Genomic DNA, 14,830 nt, shown 5'->3' on the forward strand with positions numbered 1-14,830 from the left:
CGCGCCTCGTCATTATATAACTTAATTGCTATATAACTGAATGGTTGTCAAGAGGCCGCATGGGCTCACGCCCCGCCGACGATCATCGCAGCCATGAATGCGAGAATGCCTTGGCGACGCGCCGGGTGATGGCGCAGCGCGGAGCAGAATGCCGTGGGGTGTCGCCCAAACGATCAGCGCGCGGCTTGAGACCGCGCGCTGCACATCTTGTCAGTAAATCAATCGAAGGCGATCCGTATTAGCCGGTGATGCTTTTCACCCGGTTGGTCAGCGAACCGATGCCTTCGATCTCGACGCGCATCACATCGCCCGCCTTGAGGAACTTGTTTTCCTCGGCGCCGGTGCCGCTGGGCGTACCGGTCAACACGACGTCGCCAGGATAGAGCGTCATGCGCGAGGAAATCTGCGCCACCTGATCGGCGATGTTGAAGATCATTTCCTTGGTATTGGAATTCTGCTGCAGCTTGTCGTTGATATAGGTCTTGATGGCGAGGTTCATCGGATCCTTGATCTGCGATGCCGGCACGATCCAGGGACCGAGCGGGCAAGATCCGTCGAAACATTTCTGGCCGATCCAATCGAAGCTGAACGGCGTGCCCGCCGCCACTTTCTGACGCCGTGACAGATCGCGCGCCGACACATCGTTGGCGCAGGTATAGCCGGCGATGTGATCATAGACCTTGTCGAGCGGAATGTTCTTGCCACCCTTGCCGATGACGACGGCGAGTTCCGCTTCCCAGTCGAGCGACTTCGAAACCGTCGAAATCTCTTCGTTGTGACCGACGGCGGTGCGCGCCGGCTTGAGGAAATGCCAGGCGGTGGAACCGGCTTCCTTCGGATTGGGCTCCTGCGGCAGGCCGGAGCGCTCGGCCATGCGGCGCACGTGATCGGCATAGTTGGCGCCGGCGCAATAGATCGCGACCGGCCAATGCACGGCGGCGAGATAATGGACAGATGCGAGCGGCATGGTCTTGGCGCCACCACTGGCGACCTTGTCGGCCAGCGTCGCGAGACGGCCCTGCGCCGCCGTCCAATCCTCGAGAATACCGAGCATGCTGGCATCGGCCGCACGGCCTGTGCCCTCGGCCACATCGGCATAGACATCGCCAACGGTGATGCCGGCACGGGGCCCCTGGGCCGATTTGAATGTCAGCAGGCGGTAGTCAGTCATCGTATCCTCCCTAGTTTACATTGGCGGCGATAGTCCATGCGGCCCGCCGCGAGTCAAGCACCGCCGCCATGTGATACATATCCCGTTACATTTTTCTAACCGACGCGGATGACCACTTTGCCGAAATGCGCCGCTGACTGGAGATAGGTGAAGGCAGCTTTCGCCTCCTCGAAGCCGAAGACCTTGTCGATCACCGGCTTGAGACCGTTGACGGCGATGGCGGCGTTCATCGCCTCGAACATTTGCGTCGAGCCGACGCTGATGCCCTGAACGTTGGCGCGCTTGGCGAGGATCGCCATGGGATTGATTTCGGCCTTGCGCGTGAGGACGCCGATCAGGGAAATAGAACCGCCGGAGCGGATCGCCTTGAGCGAGCGGCTGAACGTATCCGCACCGCCAACTTCGACGACCTGATCGACGCCACGTCCGTCGGTACAGGCGAGCGCGGCTTCATCCCAAGCCTCATGGGTGCGGTAATTAATGCCGTCGCTGGCGCCAAGCGCCTTGGCGCGCGCCAGCTTGTCGTTGCTCGACGACGTGGCGATCACCCGCACGCCCATCATGCGGGCGAATTGCAAGGCGAAGATCGACACGCCGCCGGTGCCTTGCACCAAAATGCATTGGCCGGCTTTGAGGCGCGCATGTTCCACCATCGCATGCCAGGCCGTGACCGCCGCGCACGGCAAGGTCGCCGCTTCTTCATAAGACAGATGCGCTGGCATCAAGACCGCGCCTTCTTCTTCCAGCACCGCATATTCACGCAGCATGCCGTCGATGGGTCCGCCCAGAGCACTGCCCGCGCTGTTTGCATCGATACCGCCGCCGAACCAGCGCTGGAAGAAACATCCCGCCACCCGATCACCGACCTTGAAGCGTTGCACGCCGGGACCGACTTCGACCACTTCGCCGGCGCCATCGGACAGCGGCACCACATTCGGCGCGATGGCGCCGCGATAGCTGCCGGCGATGAGCGCCAGATCGCGAAAGTTCAGCGAGGTCGCGACCACTTTCACCAGAATTTGGCGATGGGCCGGCTTCGGCACCGCCTCCTCAACCAATGTGAGTGCGTCGATACCCTCAGTCTTTGGAAGGCGATAGGCACGCATGGACTGTTTGCTCCCTTGAAAAGCGACGATCTCTGCTTTTACGCGTCTTTGCACGCGTCTTTACTCTGTGCGAAACGCTATAGCAGAGGCCTATGGCCTCTGCCATGGTGGCTGAAGCAATTCCGGATCGGGATATGACGAACGAAACCTATGTACCGCGCCGGATCTCACGAACGCGGCATCTCGATGTGCGCGGCTTGCCGATCCAGTTGCGCGAATGGGATGGCGATGGGCCGCCGCTGCTCCTGCTGCACGGCTTTCTCGACGCATCCATCACATTCCAATTTCTTGTCGATGCGATGACGCAAAATCGGCGCGTCGTCGCGCCGGATTGGCGCGGTCATGGCGGCAGCGCCTGGCCACCACAGGGCTATTGGCTGCACGACTATCTCGCCGATCTCGACACGATCGTCGACGCGCTCTCGCCCGATCGCCCTGTCGACATCGTCGGCCACAGTCTCGGCGGCAATCTGGTGACGATCTTTGCCGGCATTCGGCCGCAGCGGGTGCGCCGCCTTGCTTCCATCGATGGCTTCGCCATGCGCGATACGCCGGCGCAGAGCGCGCCGGAGCGCATTGGCAAATGGCTCGACAGTTTGAAAGACACGCCGAAAGAACGTGTCTATGCCAGCGTCAACGAAATGGCCGACCGACTCCTGGCTGCCAACCGGCGCCTGATCCGCGACAAGGCACATTTTCTGGCGCAAAATCTGGCCCGACCTGTCGGCAGCGGCGTGGCTTTCGCCTTCGATCCCAAGCACCGTCGCCCCTTCCCGACCTTGCATCGGCTCGATGAATGGGCGGCGTGCTGGGAGAAGGTGGAGGCGCAAACGTTGTGGATCGCCGCCAGCGACCGTTTCGAAAAAACACCGCAGGAGAGCCGCGACAATTTTGATGGACGGCTGAAACACCTGCGCCATGGCCGCGGCACCGAAATCCCCAACACCGGCCACAATATCCATCACGATGCGCCGCAGGCGCTGGCACGCCTGCTGGAAGAGTTCCTCGACGGGTGAAGATGGGGCCATTGCCCATCATGTTGCGGGGATTGCCGCGGCGCTCGCGCATGCTAAAAGCCCCCAACCCATTCAGCGCCCTTCGAGAGTATTATGAGCAAACCCGTTCTCTATCTCCTGCCCGGCCTGCTGTGCGACGCCAGCATTTTCGCCCCGCAGATTGCCGATCTCGCCGACACCTGTGAAGTGAGATCGCTCGACTTCTTCGGTTTCGATTCCATTCCGGCGATGGCGAAACATGTGCTCGATCAAGCGCCGGAGCGTTTCTCCGTTGCCGGTTTCTCGATGGGCGGACGTGTTGCCTTCGAAGTGTTCCGGCAAACGCCGGAACAGATCGAACGCTTCTGCGCCTTCGACACCGCTCTGCCGCCGCTGGCACCGGGCGAATTGGAGAAGCGTGAAGCGATCATCAAACTCGCCTATGACAAGGGCATGGAAGGGCTCGCCGACTCCTGGCTGCCGCCGATGATCCATCCGTCGCGTCATGGCGATGCCGCCTTCATGCAGCCGCTGCGCGACATGGTGCTGAGCGTGACGCCGGAAATTCACGAAAAGCAGATCCGCGCGCTCATCAATAGGCCCGATGCCCGCCCGGTGCTGCAACAGATCCACTGCCCGGCCCTGTTCATGGCCGGACGCCAGGATGTCTGGAGCCCGCCGGAGCTGCATGAAGAGATGGCGGAAGCCGTCCCCGGATCACGCTTCGTGGTCATCGAGGACAGCGGCCATTTCGTCTCGGTCGAACAACCGGCGGCCTTCACCAAGGCGCTGCGCGACTGGATGGAGATCAAGGTTTAAGCGCGAGACGCAATCCCGGCTGGTTGCGAACACCGCTTCACCACTGGGATTGCAGGCTCTACCGGCTGCTCCTGGTTCTCGGATCGCGCCTTCGCGCATCCGAGATGACACCAAGGTCTTGGACTCTTCCCCGACGTCCGCCATTTTCTCGGAGCCTCAGTGTCATCCCTGACGCACGCAGCGTGATCTGGGATCCAGGAGCCAAGGGTGTGACGAAGGCAAGACCATAAATCCGCCGTCCTCCCTGCCTATTTTAAGCCGGATTGACCGCGGCGAGTTCCGCGGCGCAACGGGGGGAACGGCTCTTGGACCGGGGAACAGAAGATCATCCTCGCACATGTCCATTCGCAACCGGACGCGCCCGCGCGTGTGTCGTCTCTCTAGGGGGGGGGGCTCAGCGAAATTCTGAGGAACAACCCCATGCAGGTTCCTTGTCAAGGGTACGCCTGAGATCACTTCCCTTCGCGACAGGAAGGCGATCCAAGGCCCAGGGATGCCCGACAGGATTATGAAAAGTGATTGTGGCACAGGCCTGATTTATAACACACGGCATTCATGACACGCCCTTGGCTCTTGGATTACGTGCACTGCGAGTGTCCGAAATGACACGAAGGCGTCGGCCCTTGAAGCACAGAGCCATCACAGCCGCTTCGGATTACCCGGCAGGATCTCGTAGCGACGACCGGAGCCCTCGTCATCGGTGAACGTGGCGATCGTGCCATCCACCGTCACGTTGTAACAGGCTTCCTCATCCTCTTCGTCATCGGGAAACGTGAAACAGACCTTGTCGCCCTTGATGACCCATTTACCGGTGGCGGTCGCATCATCGACGAGCTGTTTCACAGTGCCGTCAGCCAGGTAATATTCGGTCAGCGGATTGCCGTCTTCATCCTTGCCGCTGATCGAATTGCCGATCAGTTTCTGCCAGGCGGTCGGGCCGCTCAGCGGCTGATCTGGCGCGGCAGCCGCGCCGGGTGATGCGGCTGGCGGCGTGGCATTATCCGCCACTTGATTAGCCGCCACTTGCACATCGGCCACGGCGAACAACGACGCGGGATCGCGGATGCTCAGCAGGTCAATGAAACCGAGCGAGCCGCTCTTGGCTGTCATAGAAACCGCAAGCTGCTTGGGATCGTCGACGAAACGCGCCAGCGCATCGGCGATCTTCAACCCATTGGCATTACCGCCCAACAACAAAGGAAGAACCGACGCGGCTTTGGCCAGATCGCCTTTTAAAGCGGCGACACTTTGGTTCTGTTGCCGCGCCGCCTCCTGCAAAACTTTTTCAGCGATGCCGCCGTTGGTGAAACGCATGTCGATGGCAGCGACACCGGCGCCCAGCAAGGCCAGAATGCGATCGCTCTGCAGACTGGAGAAAGCGCCCGGCTCGACGCCGGTGAAACGGCCCTTCATCGTCACGGCGCCAAGGCCAGCGCCGGCAACCGTGAGGTCGTCGAGCCCATAGGTCTGCTTCGTTGGATCATAGATACCGGCAAAGCCGAAGGACAGGTCGAGGCGATCGATGCCCATCTCCTTCAGCTTAATCGCCCCATCGGAAGACGGTGGCACTTCGACCACCACGTTGTCGGCTTTGGCGGCCAGGCGCAGAGGCAATCCGCCATTGAAGGTTGCGTCGGCGCTCACCACAGCGATTTTGACCTTGGTCAAATTACCGCCGATCGCATCGGCGGGCGTGTCCTTGTCCGGCCCTTCCCCTTCGACGTCGCGCACGGAGAAATGCGTGAATTGCGCCATGCCCTTCTGCAGATCCTTATCGCGGATCGCCTGCAACAGCCCGACGATATTGGCGCCGTCGAGCTGCAGCGGCCCGGATTTGAAGCGCAACGCGCCAGTAGGCTTGTCGAGAAAAGAAACGTCGAACGTGCCGATGGCCAGCTGTTTGACCTTGCCGGCATCCGCATCGACGTCGGTGGCAACGAAATCGGCCAACGTCATACGCGCCTCCGGACCGGTCAGCACCACGGAGGGAATGGCGATACGCGCGGCCTTAAGCCGGCGGGCGATCGCCGCCATGTCCTCACGCGACGTGGTGGCGCTGAACAGTTTCGCCACGTCGTCGCGGCTAAGATTGGTGTCGGTGAATTCGATCCGGCGGAAGGCGATGCTGCCTTTGCTGCCGTCGTCATAGGTGTGGTTTTCCAAGACCACATTCTGTTGCGCGAGAGCCGGCACGGAGAATCCGGCTACGGAAACGGAGGCGATCAACAGACCGGCGGATATGAGGCTGCGCCGCCCCCTCCAAACCCTGTACCACATCCTGCGCCTCTATCGTTTTCCGCCGGTTTCCGGCTACAAGACTACCGGCAATTGCGAACCGCCGATAGCGCGGCCAGGCGATTGGCGCTAACTTACACAGAGCTGGCGGGAAGCTGGGCACGACGAGGGAGAGATTGATGGCACAGCCAAGAGTGATGGGAATGCGCGGGCTCGAGATTGCCGTCTACGATCTCGAGGAAAGCGCCAAATATTATCGCGACGTCTGGGCCCTCGACGAAGTTTGTCGCGACGGCGGCAAGATGCATCTGCGCGCCACCGGCCCCGATCATCATGTCCTCACCCTGCACGAGCGCCCGAAAGCCGGCCTCGTCGCCTTGAATTTTGCCGCCGACAGCAAAGCCTCGGTGGACGACCTGCATGCGCGGGCGATCGCCAATGGCGTGACAATTCTGGCGGCGCCGCAGACGCTGGCGGCGCTGGATGGCGGCGGCTATGGTTTTGAGATGCGCTCGCGGGATGGCCACACCATTCGCGTTTCCAGCAATGTCGACAGCCATGCGGTGACAACGGTCGACCCTTCACGCCCCTGGCGCATCAATCACGTCGTCCTCAATTCGGAAGATATCCCGACCGAGATGGCCTTTTATCTCGACACGCTCGGCTTCCGTCACTCCGACACCACCGACATGATGAGCTTCATCCGCTGTTCGCGAAACCATCATTCGATCGCGCTTGCCAAGCACGGCGGCCCCTCGCTCAATCATATGGCTTATGAAATGTATGATTTCGATGGCCTGATGCGCGGCACCGGGCGGGTGCGGCTCGCCGGCCATGAACTGGGCTGGGGCGTTGGCCGCCATGCCGGACCGGGGCAAAACATCTTCGCCTATTTCGTCGACCCGAATGGCTTCGTCACCGAATATACGGCCGACGTCGATCAGGTGGATGAGGACTACGAGGAGCACTTCGCCGACTTCTGGCGCGCCAAGCCGCTGCGCCCCTGTGCCTGGCAGGGCAATAAAGTGGTGCCGACGCCTGCGGCGAACCACGCCATGTCCGGGAAGACGATCGCCGAACGCAATGCGCGTTGCGAGGATGTGATCGCCGAAAAACTGGCCAGCTGACCGCAAGCTGACGTGATGCGGGGATATTAACCCCGCATCAACGATAACGATTCAACACCCGCTAAAGTCGTTCACCGCTCGTTGAAACGATGAAAGACTTCAGGCTCTTGTTTTGACGCGTTTTCTTTACGCGTACCGCTGTCCGCTTCGCTTGAAAACGCTCTAACGCGGCAAGTATTCAGTAACCTTTACGATCCTAACTGACCCCGTAAACGAGTTGCGCCGGCAGCGTTTGGTCCGGCTTATGGGGTTAGTGTCATGCGTCATGCGTTCTTGGGTAGCGTTGCCCTTTCCATTCTCGGTCTTGCCGGCGCGAACGCCGCCGACTTGCCGCCGCGCGGTTCGCCTTATTCGCCCACCCCCATGTATGCGCCGGCCTCCGCCTTTAATTGGTCTGGCTTCTATGCGGGCGCGAATGCCGGCATCGCCTTCACCGGCGCCAACGGCAACGGCATTCTGCCTGCCGGCTCGTTCCTGACGCCTGGCGCCTATCCGCAAGCCGCGCTGCCGGCCGTTGGCAATTCAAACGGCGTTAAAGGCAGCAGCGGAACCCTGGGCCTTCAGGCCGGTTACAACTGGCAGCTGAACAATGGCGTGGTGATCGGCACGGAAGCCGACATCAATTGGCGCGGCCGCAACCGCAGCGGCAGTTTTGGCACTGGCTTCCTGCCGCTTGCCGGCGCCGGTCCGTTCACGGGGGCCAACAGCTTCGGCTATTTCGGCCAAAATCGCAGCGAGTGGTTCGCCACTCTGCGCCCGCGCGTCGGCATCGCACTCGACCGCGCCCTGCCCTATGTGACCGCAGGTCTGGCCTACAGCGGCACCGGCACGTCGAATTCGGCGATGTTCTCGACTGGCGGCGCCATGACGGGCGGCCCGTTCGTGACACAGAACGGCGGCAGCAATTTCGGCTGGGCCGCGGGCGCAGGCATCGAATACGCCTTCACCAACAACATCAGCATGAAAGCCGAATATCTCTACGTGAACGTCGATCACGGCACGCGCATGCTGGTGAACCCGACCAACCCTGGCTACTTGCTGGTCAACCGCAATGAAGACCGCATGCATATCCTGCGTGCCGGCCTGAATTATCGCTTCGGCGGAACCGGCACCGGCATCTTCACGCAATAACGGACGATCGGCCCGCCTTCCTTTCCGACGGTTTCGTGACAGTTCCAACACCGCGCTTTTAGCGCGGTGTTTTTACTATGCCGGCTTCCTCGCAATATACTGTTTTTTAAGGATTACTGGCATCTGTGACTTTACCGCAACACAGCCCTAAAAAGGACACTTCAGCGCCAAGTTTTGGTTTACGACACAACCGACTCTCACTAGGTTCCGGCCAGGTTTCGGGGTTTCGTTTTTGGGGCCACTTTTCCGATTCTCTTTGAACTCAGAGGTTATAATTACAATGCGTCATCTTCTTCTCGCTTCGGTTGCCGCGCTGGTTCTCGCTGGTGGCGCCCAGGCTGCTGACCTTCCGCGCCGCGCTGCTCCGCCGGCTCCGATCTATGTTGCTCCGATCTTCACCTGGACCGGCTTCTACGTCGGCGCGCAGCTCGGCGGCGGCTGGGGCCGTAGCGAACTCGGCGGCATCTCCTACAACGCCAACGGCGTCGTCGGCGGCCTGCATGCTGGCTACAACATGCAGTTCGGTTCGATCGTTGCCGGTCTCGAAGGCGACATCGAAGCCACCTCGCTCAAGGGCTCGACCGCTCTCGGCGGCGTTCTCCTGAAGACCCGCGCTCCGTGGCAGGGTTCGGTTCGCGCCCGCGTCGGCGTCGCGTTCGACCGCGCCTTGATCTACGCCACCGGCGGTGTCGCCGTCGCTCAGCTGAAGCACGACATCATCGTGCCGCCGTTCGCCTTCGGCACCAACACCACCCGCGCGGGCTGGACGGTTGGCGCTGGCGTCGAATACGCCATCAACAACAACTGGTCGGTTCGCGCTGAATATCGCTACACCGATTACGGCCGTTACAACACGACCTTCTTCCCGCTCGGCACCGCCCAGACGCGCTTCAAGGAAAACGCCGTGCGCGTTGGCGTGAGCTACCGCTTCGGCGGCGTCGCCGGCCCGGTCGTTGCCAAGTACTAATATCAAGTACTGATTTTATCAGTCAGGGCGCCTCTGGCGCCTGGATAGAGAAACCCGGCCTCGCGGCCGGGTTTCTTTTTGTCTCGATGCCGCCTATTCGTGTGGCATTTTGATCATATAAGCGGCACCCGGAACCCCTTGAGAGATCAATCAGATTGCACCTTGTGTCACATTGGCAACACAGCCTCGGAAATGACGCAGAGGCACCATGTAACGATTTACGCCCTGCCCGACTCTGTCTACCGTCGGCATTGAGTTTCAGGGCTGGTGGGGCCTTCTTCCGTTTCTCTATTTGGAGCGAGCAATACAATGCGTCATCTGCTTCTAGGTTCGGTTGCACTTATGGTTCTCGCCGTCAGCGGCGCTCAGGCTGCTGACCTTCCGCGCCGCGCTGCGCCGCCGGCTCCGATTTATGCAGCCCCTATCTTCACCTGGACCGGCTTCTACGTCGGTGCGCAGGTTGGTGGTGGCTGGGGCCGCAATGAATTCGCTGGCCTGACCTATAATCCCAACGGCGTCGTTGGCGGTCTCCATGCCGGTTACAACATGCAGTTCGGCTCGATCGTCGCCGGTGTCGAAGGCGACATCGAAGCCACTTCGCTGAAGGGCTCGACCACCCTCCTCTTCACGTCGCTCAAGACGACCGCTCCGTGGCAAGGTTCGTTGCGCGCCCGTCTCGGCGTCGCCTTCGACCGCGCTCTCATCTACGCCACTGGTGGTGTCGCCTTCGCTCAGCTGAAGCACGAGGTGTTCATCCCACCGTTCGCACTGTCGAACCAGACCACTCGCACGGGTTGGACGCTCGGCGCCGGCGTCGAATACGCCCTCTCGCCGAACTGGTCGATCCGCGCCGAATATCGCTACACCGATTACGGCCGCTATACCGCCAACTTCTTCCCCTTCGGCGCGGCGAGTACCCGCTTCAAGGAGAACGCAGCGCGCGTGGGCCTGAGCTATCGTTTCGGCGGCTACGCTGCCCCGGTCGTCGCCAAGTACTGAGACCTATTCGGCCGAATCGGCATTTGGACAGTTTGAAACCCGGCCTTCTGGCCGGGTTTCTTTTGTTGTGACGCCTTGCTTCCGTATTCACTAACGTAATTACATCGCACTTTAGTTTGTCTTCTTCTTGCAATCCATTGAGATGAAATAACAATTACTCGATGTTCTACATTGGCAACACTGTCATCAGAACGACATAGAGCCACCACAATCCAATTTACGGCGGACTCCGCTATGTCTAGACTTCCATAGAGCCTTGGAGGATTGAGAGGCTCAATTTTATTTCCCAGAGGGAGCGAGGGATACATGCGTCATCTGCTTCTCGGTTCGATTGCCCTACTCGGGCTTGTTGCCAGCGGTGCCCAAGCGGCGGACTTGCCGCGACGTGCTGCACCACCAGCTCCCGTTTACATGGCGCCTATTTTTACCTGGACCGGCTTCTATGTCGGCCTCAATGCCGGTTACGGCTTCAGCGGCGATCGCGGCGTCAGCATCTCCGGCAGCCCACTCATTACCGCGGCCCAGGCCGTCGGCACCGTGCCCTACTCCCTGACGCCGAAGCGCGATGGCTTCATCGGTGGCGCCCAAATCGGCTACAATGTCCAATCTGGCAATTTGGTCTACGGCGTCGAAGTCGACTTCCAGGGCGCCGATATCAAGGGCTCAGCCAGTGTCTGCGCTATCGCGGGCGGCTGCGGATCCGTCATCACAACAGCGACCAACAAGCTCGAATGGCTGGGCACCTTGCGTGGCCGCGTCGGTTTCGCGTTTGACCGCGCTTTGATCTACGCCACCGGCGGTCTCGCGGTCGGCGGCGTGCGCAATTCCGCTCATTCGAGCGAATTCGCCGGTCTCGGCCGTCAGTTCGATGTTCGCAACAACAACACCCGCGCCGGTTGGACCCTCGGTGCTGGCGTCGAATACGCCATCAGCGGCAACTGGTCAGCCAAGCTTGAATATCTCTACTACGATCTCGGACGGACCAGCGGCGTTGGGATTCAAACCAACCCGGTCTTCCCGGCTGAGTTCATGACCGCACGGTTCCGCAACAACGGCCATATCGTGCGCGCCGGCATCAACTATCGCTTCGGCGGCGCGGCTGGCCCGGTTGTGGCCAGCTACTAAGATTAATCCAAGATTAATTCGGCCGCTTCAGCGCCTGGATCGTTAAGAAACCCGGCCGAGCGGCCGGGTTTTTTGCCAATTTGGCAAGCATTTCATCGTATCTGGACCAAAAAGTGCGCTAAAAGAGGCACACTGCCTCGAAAACAACGCTGGTCTGCCAAGTTTCCATTTACGGCCTCCCTTCCTCCGTCTAGTTTAGCCGAGAGCTTCTGAGTGTTTTGGTGAATTCCCTATCTGTCCTTGAACGGAGGAATATCATGCGTCATTTGCTTCTTGGTTCGGTTGCGCTTCTGGGTCTTATTGCCGGCAGCGCCCAGGCTGCGGATCTCCCGCGCCGCGCTGCACCCGCAGCTCCCGTCTATTATGCCCCGATTTTCACGTGGACAGGCTTCTACGTCGGTCTCAACGCCGGCGGCGGCTTCTCGACGAATAACAATGGCGGCAACACATATGCTCTGCCGGCAGGCTCGGTGGTCGGTTCGCCCGGCACCAGCGGCGTCCTGACCGTCCCCAACGGCGGCAATAACCAGGGCAGCTTCATCGGCGGCGCCCAGATCGGTTATAACTACCAGTTCAACAGCAGCTTTGTTGGCGGTCTTGAAGCCGACATCCAGTACGCCAACCTGACCCGTCGCAATGGTCAAGTGACGCCCTTCCCGGGCTACCTGTTTACCGGCGCTCCGGGTCTCGCGTTTGCCGCTCCGCCGGCCACCGTTGTGTCCGGCAATGGTGCAAATCAAAACTACTTCGGTACGGTTCGTGCTCGCCTCGGCGTCGCCTTCGACCGGACCCTCGTGTACGCCACCGGCGGTCTCGCCTATGGTGGTGGCCAGTCGCGCGTCGGCTATGCCCTCGGCGGCGGTGTCGAATACGCGTTCTCGAACAACTGGAGCGCCAAGCTCGAAGCGCTCTATATCGGCATCAACCGGAACAACAACAACAACTTCGGCGCAGTGTTCAATCTGCCGACCAACACGCTGTTCCTGCCGAACAGCTCTGGCAGCCGCAACAACGGTTTCGTTGTCGTGCGCGCCGGTATCAACTACCGCTTCGGCGGCGCGGCCGGCCCGGTCGTCGCCAGCTACTAAGCCAATCCAGCGCTTCAGCGTCTGAACAATCTAGAAACCCGGCCTTTTGACCGGGTTTTTCTTTGTCAAAGCTTCGACAGCCCAGTTAAGCTGCTCAGCCGGCTTGTTTTGGCCATCAGGCCGTGGCAAGCGATGCCTCCATGACCGACGTCGCCCAACGCCCTGCCCCCAAAATCTCCTTCGTCTCGCTTGGCTGCCCCAAGGCCCTTGTCGATTCCGAGCGCATCATCACGCGCCTGCGCGCCGAAGGCTATGAACTGACCAAGTCCCACGCCGGGGCGGACGCGGTGATCGTCAACACCTGCGGCTTTCTTGATTCCGCCAAGGCGGAATCGCTGGAAGCCATTGGCCTGGCGCTCGCCGACAACGGCAAAGTCATCGTCACCGGCTGCATGGGCGCCGAGCCGGAGGCGATCTCCAGCCGCTTCCCCAATGTGCTGGCGATCACCGGACCGCAGGCTTATGAGAGCGTCGTCGAAGCCGTGCATACGGCCGCCCCGCCCGCCCATGATCCGTTCACCGATCTGGTGCCGCCGCAAGGCATCAAGCTGACGCCGCGCCACTATGCCTATCTGAAGATTTCCGAGGGCTGCAACAACACCTGCAGCTTCTGCATCATCCCGAAGTTGCGCGGCAAACTGGTGTCACGCTCGGCCGCCGACGTGCTGCGCGAAGCAGAGAAACTGGTCGCCGCCGGCGTCAAGGAACTGCTTGTCATCTCGCAGGACACGTCCGCTTACGGCGTCGACGTGAAATATGCCGAGAGCCGCTGGCGCGACCGCGACGTGCGCGCTCGCTTCCTCGATCTGTCACGCGAGCTCGGTAGCCTGGGCGCCTGGGTGCGCCTGCATTACGTCTATCCCTATCCGCATGTCGACGATGTCATCGAGCTGATGGCGGAAGGCTTGGTGCTGCCCTATCTCGACATCCCTTTCCAACATGCCTCGCCGCGTGTGCTGAAAGCGATGAAGCGGCCGGGCAATCAGGAACGCACCTTGGAGCGTATCCACAAGTGGCGCGAGATCTGCCCGGATCTCGCCATCCGCTCGACCTTCATCGTCGGCTTTCCCGGCGAGACGGAAGACGATTTCGAGATGATGCTCGACTGGCTCGGCGAAGCGAAACTTGATCGCGTCGGCGCCTTCAAATACGAGCCCGTCGCCGGCGCTCCTTCGAACGATCTCGGCCTGGCCGAAGTGCCCGACGAGGTGAAGGAACAGCGCTATCGTCGCTTCATGGAAAAGCAGCAGACGATCAGTGCCCGCATTCTGCGCAACAAGGTCGGCAAGCGCTTGCAGGTGATCATCGATCAAGCGGGGCCCAGCGTCGCCGTAGGCCGCTCGAAGTCCGACGCGCCGGAGATTGACGGCAAGGTCTATGTTGCCTCGCGCCGGCCGCTGCGTGTCGGCGACATCGTCAGCGTCAAGATTGAGCGCGCCGATGCCTACGATCTGCACGGCACCGCGAGTTAGCCAATCGCGAACACGTCTTCAGGGGGATAGATGCCAACCGACCTCTTCACCTTTGTCGACCTTTACACACGGGCTCTTGGAACCGCCGATCATCTCCTGTCCAAGGGTGTCGAGCGCGCCAACAGCCTCGGCATCAGCGAACAAGAGATGCTCGATTGGCGGCTTATCGGCGATATGCGGCCGTTACGATTTCAGATCATGGTGGTTTGCAACTTTGCGCAGCAATGGCCGGCCCGTGTCGCCGGCCTTCCGGTGCCGCAAGCCATCGATGATCAACACGACATTGAAGGCTTCAGGGCCGCCATCGCAACGTCACGGGCTTTTCTGGCAGGCCTGCGCGCCGAGCAGATTAACGGCCGTGGCGATGTTCCGATTACGTTTGCGATCGGACCAAACATGGAGCCGACCTTGCCGGCGGCGCGCTGGTTGACCGTCTTCGCGACCACCAACCTGTATTTCCATCTGTCGACGGCCTATGGAATTCTCCGCGCCAATGGCACACAGATTGGCAAAGTGGATCTGTTCGCAACAGGTCTTTAGCTTTGTAGCGAGGCCCGTCACAGAGCGAGGCGATCTCGACGGAATGCCATCGTCC

The 14,830-nt window shown here is 60.7% G+C and carries 13 protein-coding genes; 10 read left to right on the forward strand and 3 right to left on the reverse strand.

Going from position 1 to position 14,830, the window contains the following annotated elements; genetic code table 11:
- Positions 1–238: 238 nt before the first annotated feature.
- Positions 239–1,171 (reverse strand): fumarylacetoacetate hydrolase family protein, encoded by a 933-nt coding sequence (locus BLW50_RS08680; protein ID WP_090700388.1) that lies wholly within the window; start codon positions 1,169–1,171, stop codon positions 239–241.
- A 95-nt stretch (positions 1,172–1,266) separates the two neighbouring features.
- Entirely contained in the window at positions 1,267–2,277 is a 1,011-nt protein-coding gene (locus tag BLW50_RS08685) for a zinc-dependent alcohol dehydrogenase family protein (protein ID WP_090700391.1), read from the reverse strand.
- Between the two features lie 134 nt (positions 2,278–2,411).
- Here BLW50_RS08685 and BLW50_RS08690 point away from each other — a divergent pair, with 134 nt between their 5' ends.
- Together BLW50_RS08690 and BLW50_RS08695 are read left to right on the forward strand one after the other, a co-directional pair.
- Positions 2,412–3,293 (forward strand): alpha/beta fold hydrolase, encoded by an 882-nt coding sequence (locus BLW50_RS08690; RefSeq protein WP_170850065.1) that lies wholly within the window; start codon positions 2,412–2,414, stop codon positions 3,291–3,293.
- Positions 3,294–3,386: 93 nt separating this feature from the next.
- Positions 3,387–4,091: an alpha/beta fold hydrolase gene (locus BLW50_RS08695; protein WP_090700396.1), complete on the forward strand. Its 705-nt coding sequence runs from the start codon at positions 3,387–3,389 to the stop codon at positions 4,089–4,091.
- Between the two features lie 639 nt (positions 4,092–4,730).
- On the opposite strand, the gene BLW50_RS08700 is transcribed toward BLW50_RS08695, so the two are convergent.
- Entirely contained in the window at positions 4,731–6,284 is a 1,554-nt protein-coding gene (locus BLW50_RS08700) for a hypothetical protein (RefSeq protein ID WP_139267535.1), read from the reverse strand.
- A gap of 221 nt (positions 6,285–6,505) precedes the next feature.
- On the opposite strand from BLW50_RS08700, the gene BLW50_RS08705 reads away from it, so the two are divergent.
- The 8 genes from BLW50_RS08705 to BLW50_RS08740 all read left to right on the forward strand — a co-directional run bounded on the left by BLW50_RS08705 (position 6,506) and on the right by BLW50_RS08740 (position 14,775).
- Positions 6,506–7,453, forward strand: coding sequence for a VOC family protein (locus BLW50_RS08705; RefSeq protein ID WP_090700403.1), 948 nt, complete (start codon positions 6,506–6,508; stop codon positions 7,451–7,453).
- A 258-nt stretch (positions 7,454–7,711) separates the two neighbouring features.
- Positions 7,712–8,584, forward strand: coding sequence for an outer membrane protein (locus tag BLW50_RS08710; protein WP_090700405.1), 873 nt, complete (start codon positions 7,712–7,714; stop codon positions 8,582–8,584).
- A gap of 280 nt (positions 8,585–8,864) precedes the next feature.
- Complete coding sequence (locus tag BLW50_RS08715; RefSeq protein WP_090700409.1) at positions 8,865–9,551, forward strand: outer membrane protein; 687 nt, start codon at positions 8,865–8,867, stop codon at positions 9,549–9,551.
- A gap of 309 nt (positions 9,552–9,860) precedes the next feature.
- Complete coding sequence (locus BLW50_RS08720; protein ID WP_090700412.1) at positions 9,861–10,550, forward strand: outer membrane protein; 690 nt, start codon at positions 9,861–9,863, stop codon at positions 10,548–10,550.
- Positions 10,551–10,856: 306 nt separating this feature from the next.
- Positions 10,857–11,675 (forward strand): outer membrane protein, encoded by an 819-nt coding sequence (locus tag BLW50_RS08725; RefSeq protein ID WP_090700416.1) that lies wholly within the window; start codon positions 10,857–10,859, stop codon positions 11,673–11,675.
- Positions 11,676–11,932: 257 nt separating this feature from the next.
- Entirely contained in the window at positions 11,933–12,763 is an 831-nt protein-coding gene (locus BLW50_RS08730; protein ID WP_090700418.1) for an outer membrane protein, read from the forward strand.
- Between the two features lie 140 nt (positions 12,764–12,903).
- Positions 12,904–14,235: a 30S ribosomal protein S12 methylthiotransferase RimO gene (rimO, locus tag BLW50_RS08735; protein WP_090700421.1), complete on the forward strand. Its 1,332-nt coding sequence runs from the start codon at positions 12,904–12,906 to the stop codon at positions 14,233–14,235.
- A 30-nt stretch (positions 14,236–14,265) separates the two neighbouring features.
- The gene (locus BLW50_RS08740) at positions 14,266–14,775 is read left to right on the forward strand and encodes a DUF1993 domain-containing protein (protein ID WP_090700423.1); all 510 of its coding nucleotides are present in this window, start codon (positions 14,266–14,268) and stop codon (positions 14,773–14,775) included.
- Positions 14,776–14,830 lie beyond the last annotated feature (55 nt).

Origin of the sequence: Beijerinckia sp. 28-YEA-48 (assembly GCF_900104955.1) — a bacterium.
GTDB lineage: Bacteria > Pseudomonadota > Alphaproteobacteria > Rhizobiales > Beijerinckiaceae > Terripilifer.

Excerpts from the sequence above, each read along its gene's own strand:
- BLW50_RS08695 (WP_090700396.1), top strand. The coding sequence starts at position 3,387 with ATGAGCAAACCCGTTCTCTATCTCCTGCCCGGCCTGCTGTGCGACGCC.
- BLW50_RS08725 (WP_090700416.1), top strand. The coding sequence starts at position 10,857 with ATGCGTCATCTGCTTCTCGGTTCGATTGCCCTACTCGGGCTTGTTGCC.
- BLW50_RS08685 (WP_090700391.1), bottom strand. The coding sequence starts at position 2,277 with ATGCGTGCCTATCGCCTTCCAAAGACTGAGGGTATCGACGCACTCACA.
- BLW50_RS08690 (WP_170850065.1), top strand. The coding sequence starts at position 2,412 with ATGACGAACGAAACCTATGTACCGCGCCGGATCTCACGAACGCGGCAT.
- BLW50_RS08740 (WP_090700423.1), top strand. The coding sequence starts at position 14,266 with ATGCCAACCGACCTCTTCACCTTTGTCGACCTTTACACACGGGCTCTT.
- BLW50_RS08730 (WP_090700418.1), top strand. The coding sequence starts at position 11,933 with ATGCGTCATTTGCTTCTTGGTTCGGTTGCGCTTCTGGGTCTTATTGCC.
- rimO (WP_090700421.1), top strand. The coding sequence starts at position 12,904 with ATGACCGACGTCGCCCAACGCCCTGCCCCCAAAATCTCCTTCGTCTCG.
- BLW50_RS08680 (WP_090700388.1), bottom strand. The coding sequence starts at position 1,171 with ATGACTGACTACCGCCTGCTGACATTCAAATCGGCCCAGGGGCCCCGT.
- BLW50_RS08720 (WP_090700412.1), top strand. The coding sequence starts at position 9,861 with ATGCGTCATCTGCTTCTAGGTTCGGTTGCACTTATGGTTCTCGCCGTC.
- BLW50_RS08705 (WP_090700403.1), top strand. The coding sequence starts at position 6,506 with ATGGCACAGCCAAGAGTGATGGGAATGCGCGGGCTCGAGATTGCCGTC.
- BLW50_RS08710 (WP_090700405.1), top strand. The coding sequence starts at position 7,712 with ATGCGTCATGCGTTCTTGGGTAGCGTTGCCCTTTCCATTCTCGGTCTT.
- BLW50_RS08715 (WP_090700409.1), top strand. The coding sequence starts at position 8,865 with ATGCGTCATCTTCTTCTCGCTTCGGTTGCCGCGCTGGTTCTCGCTGGT.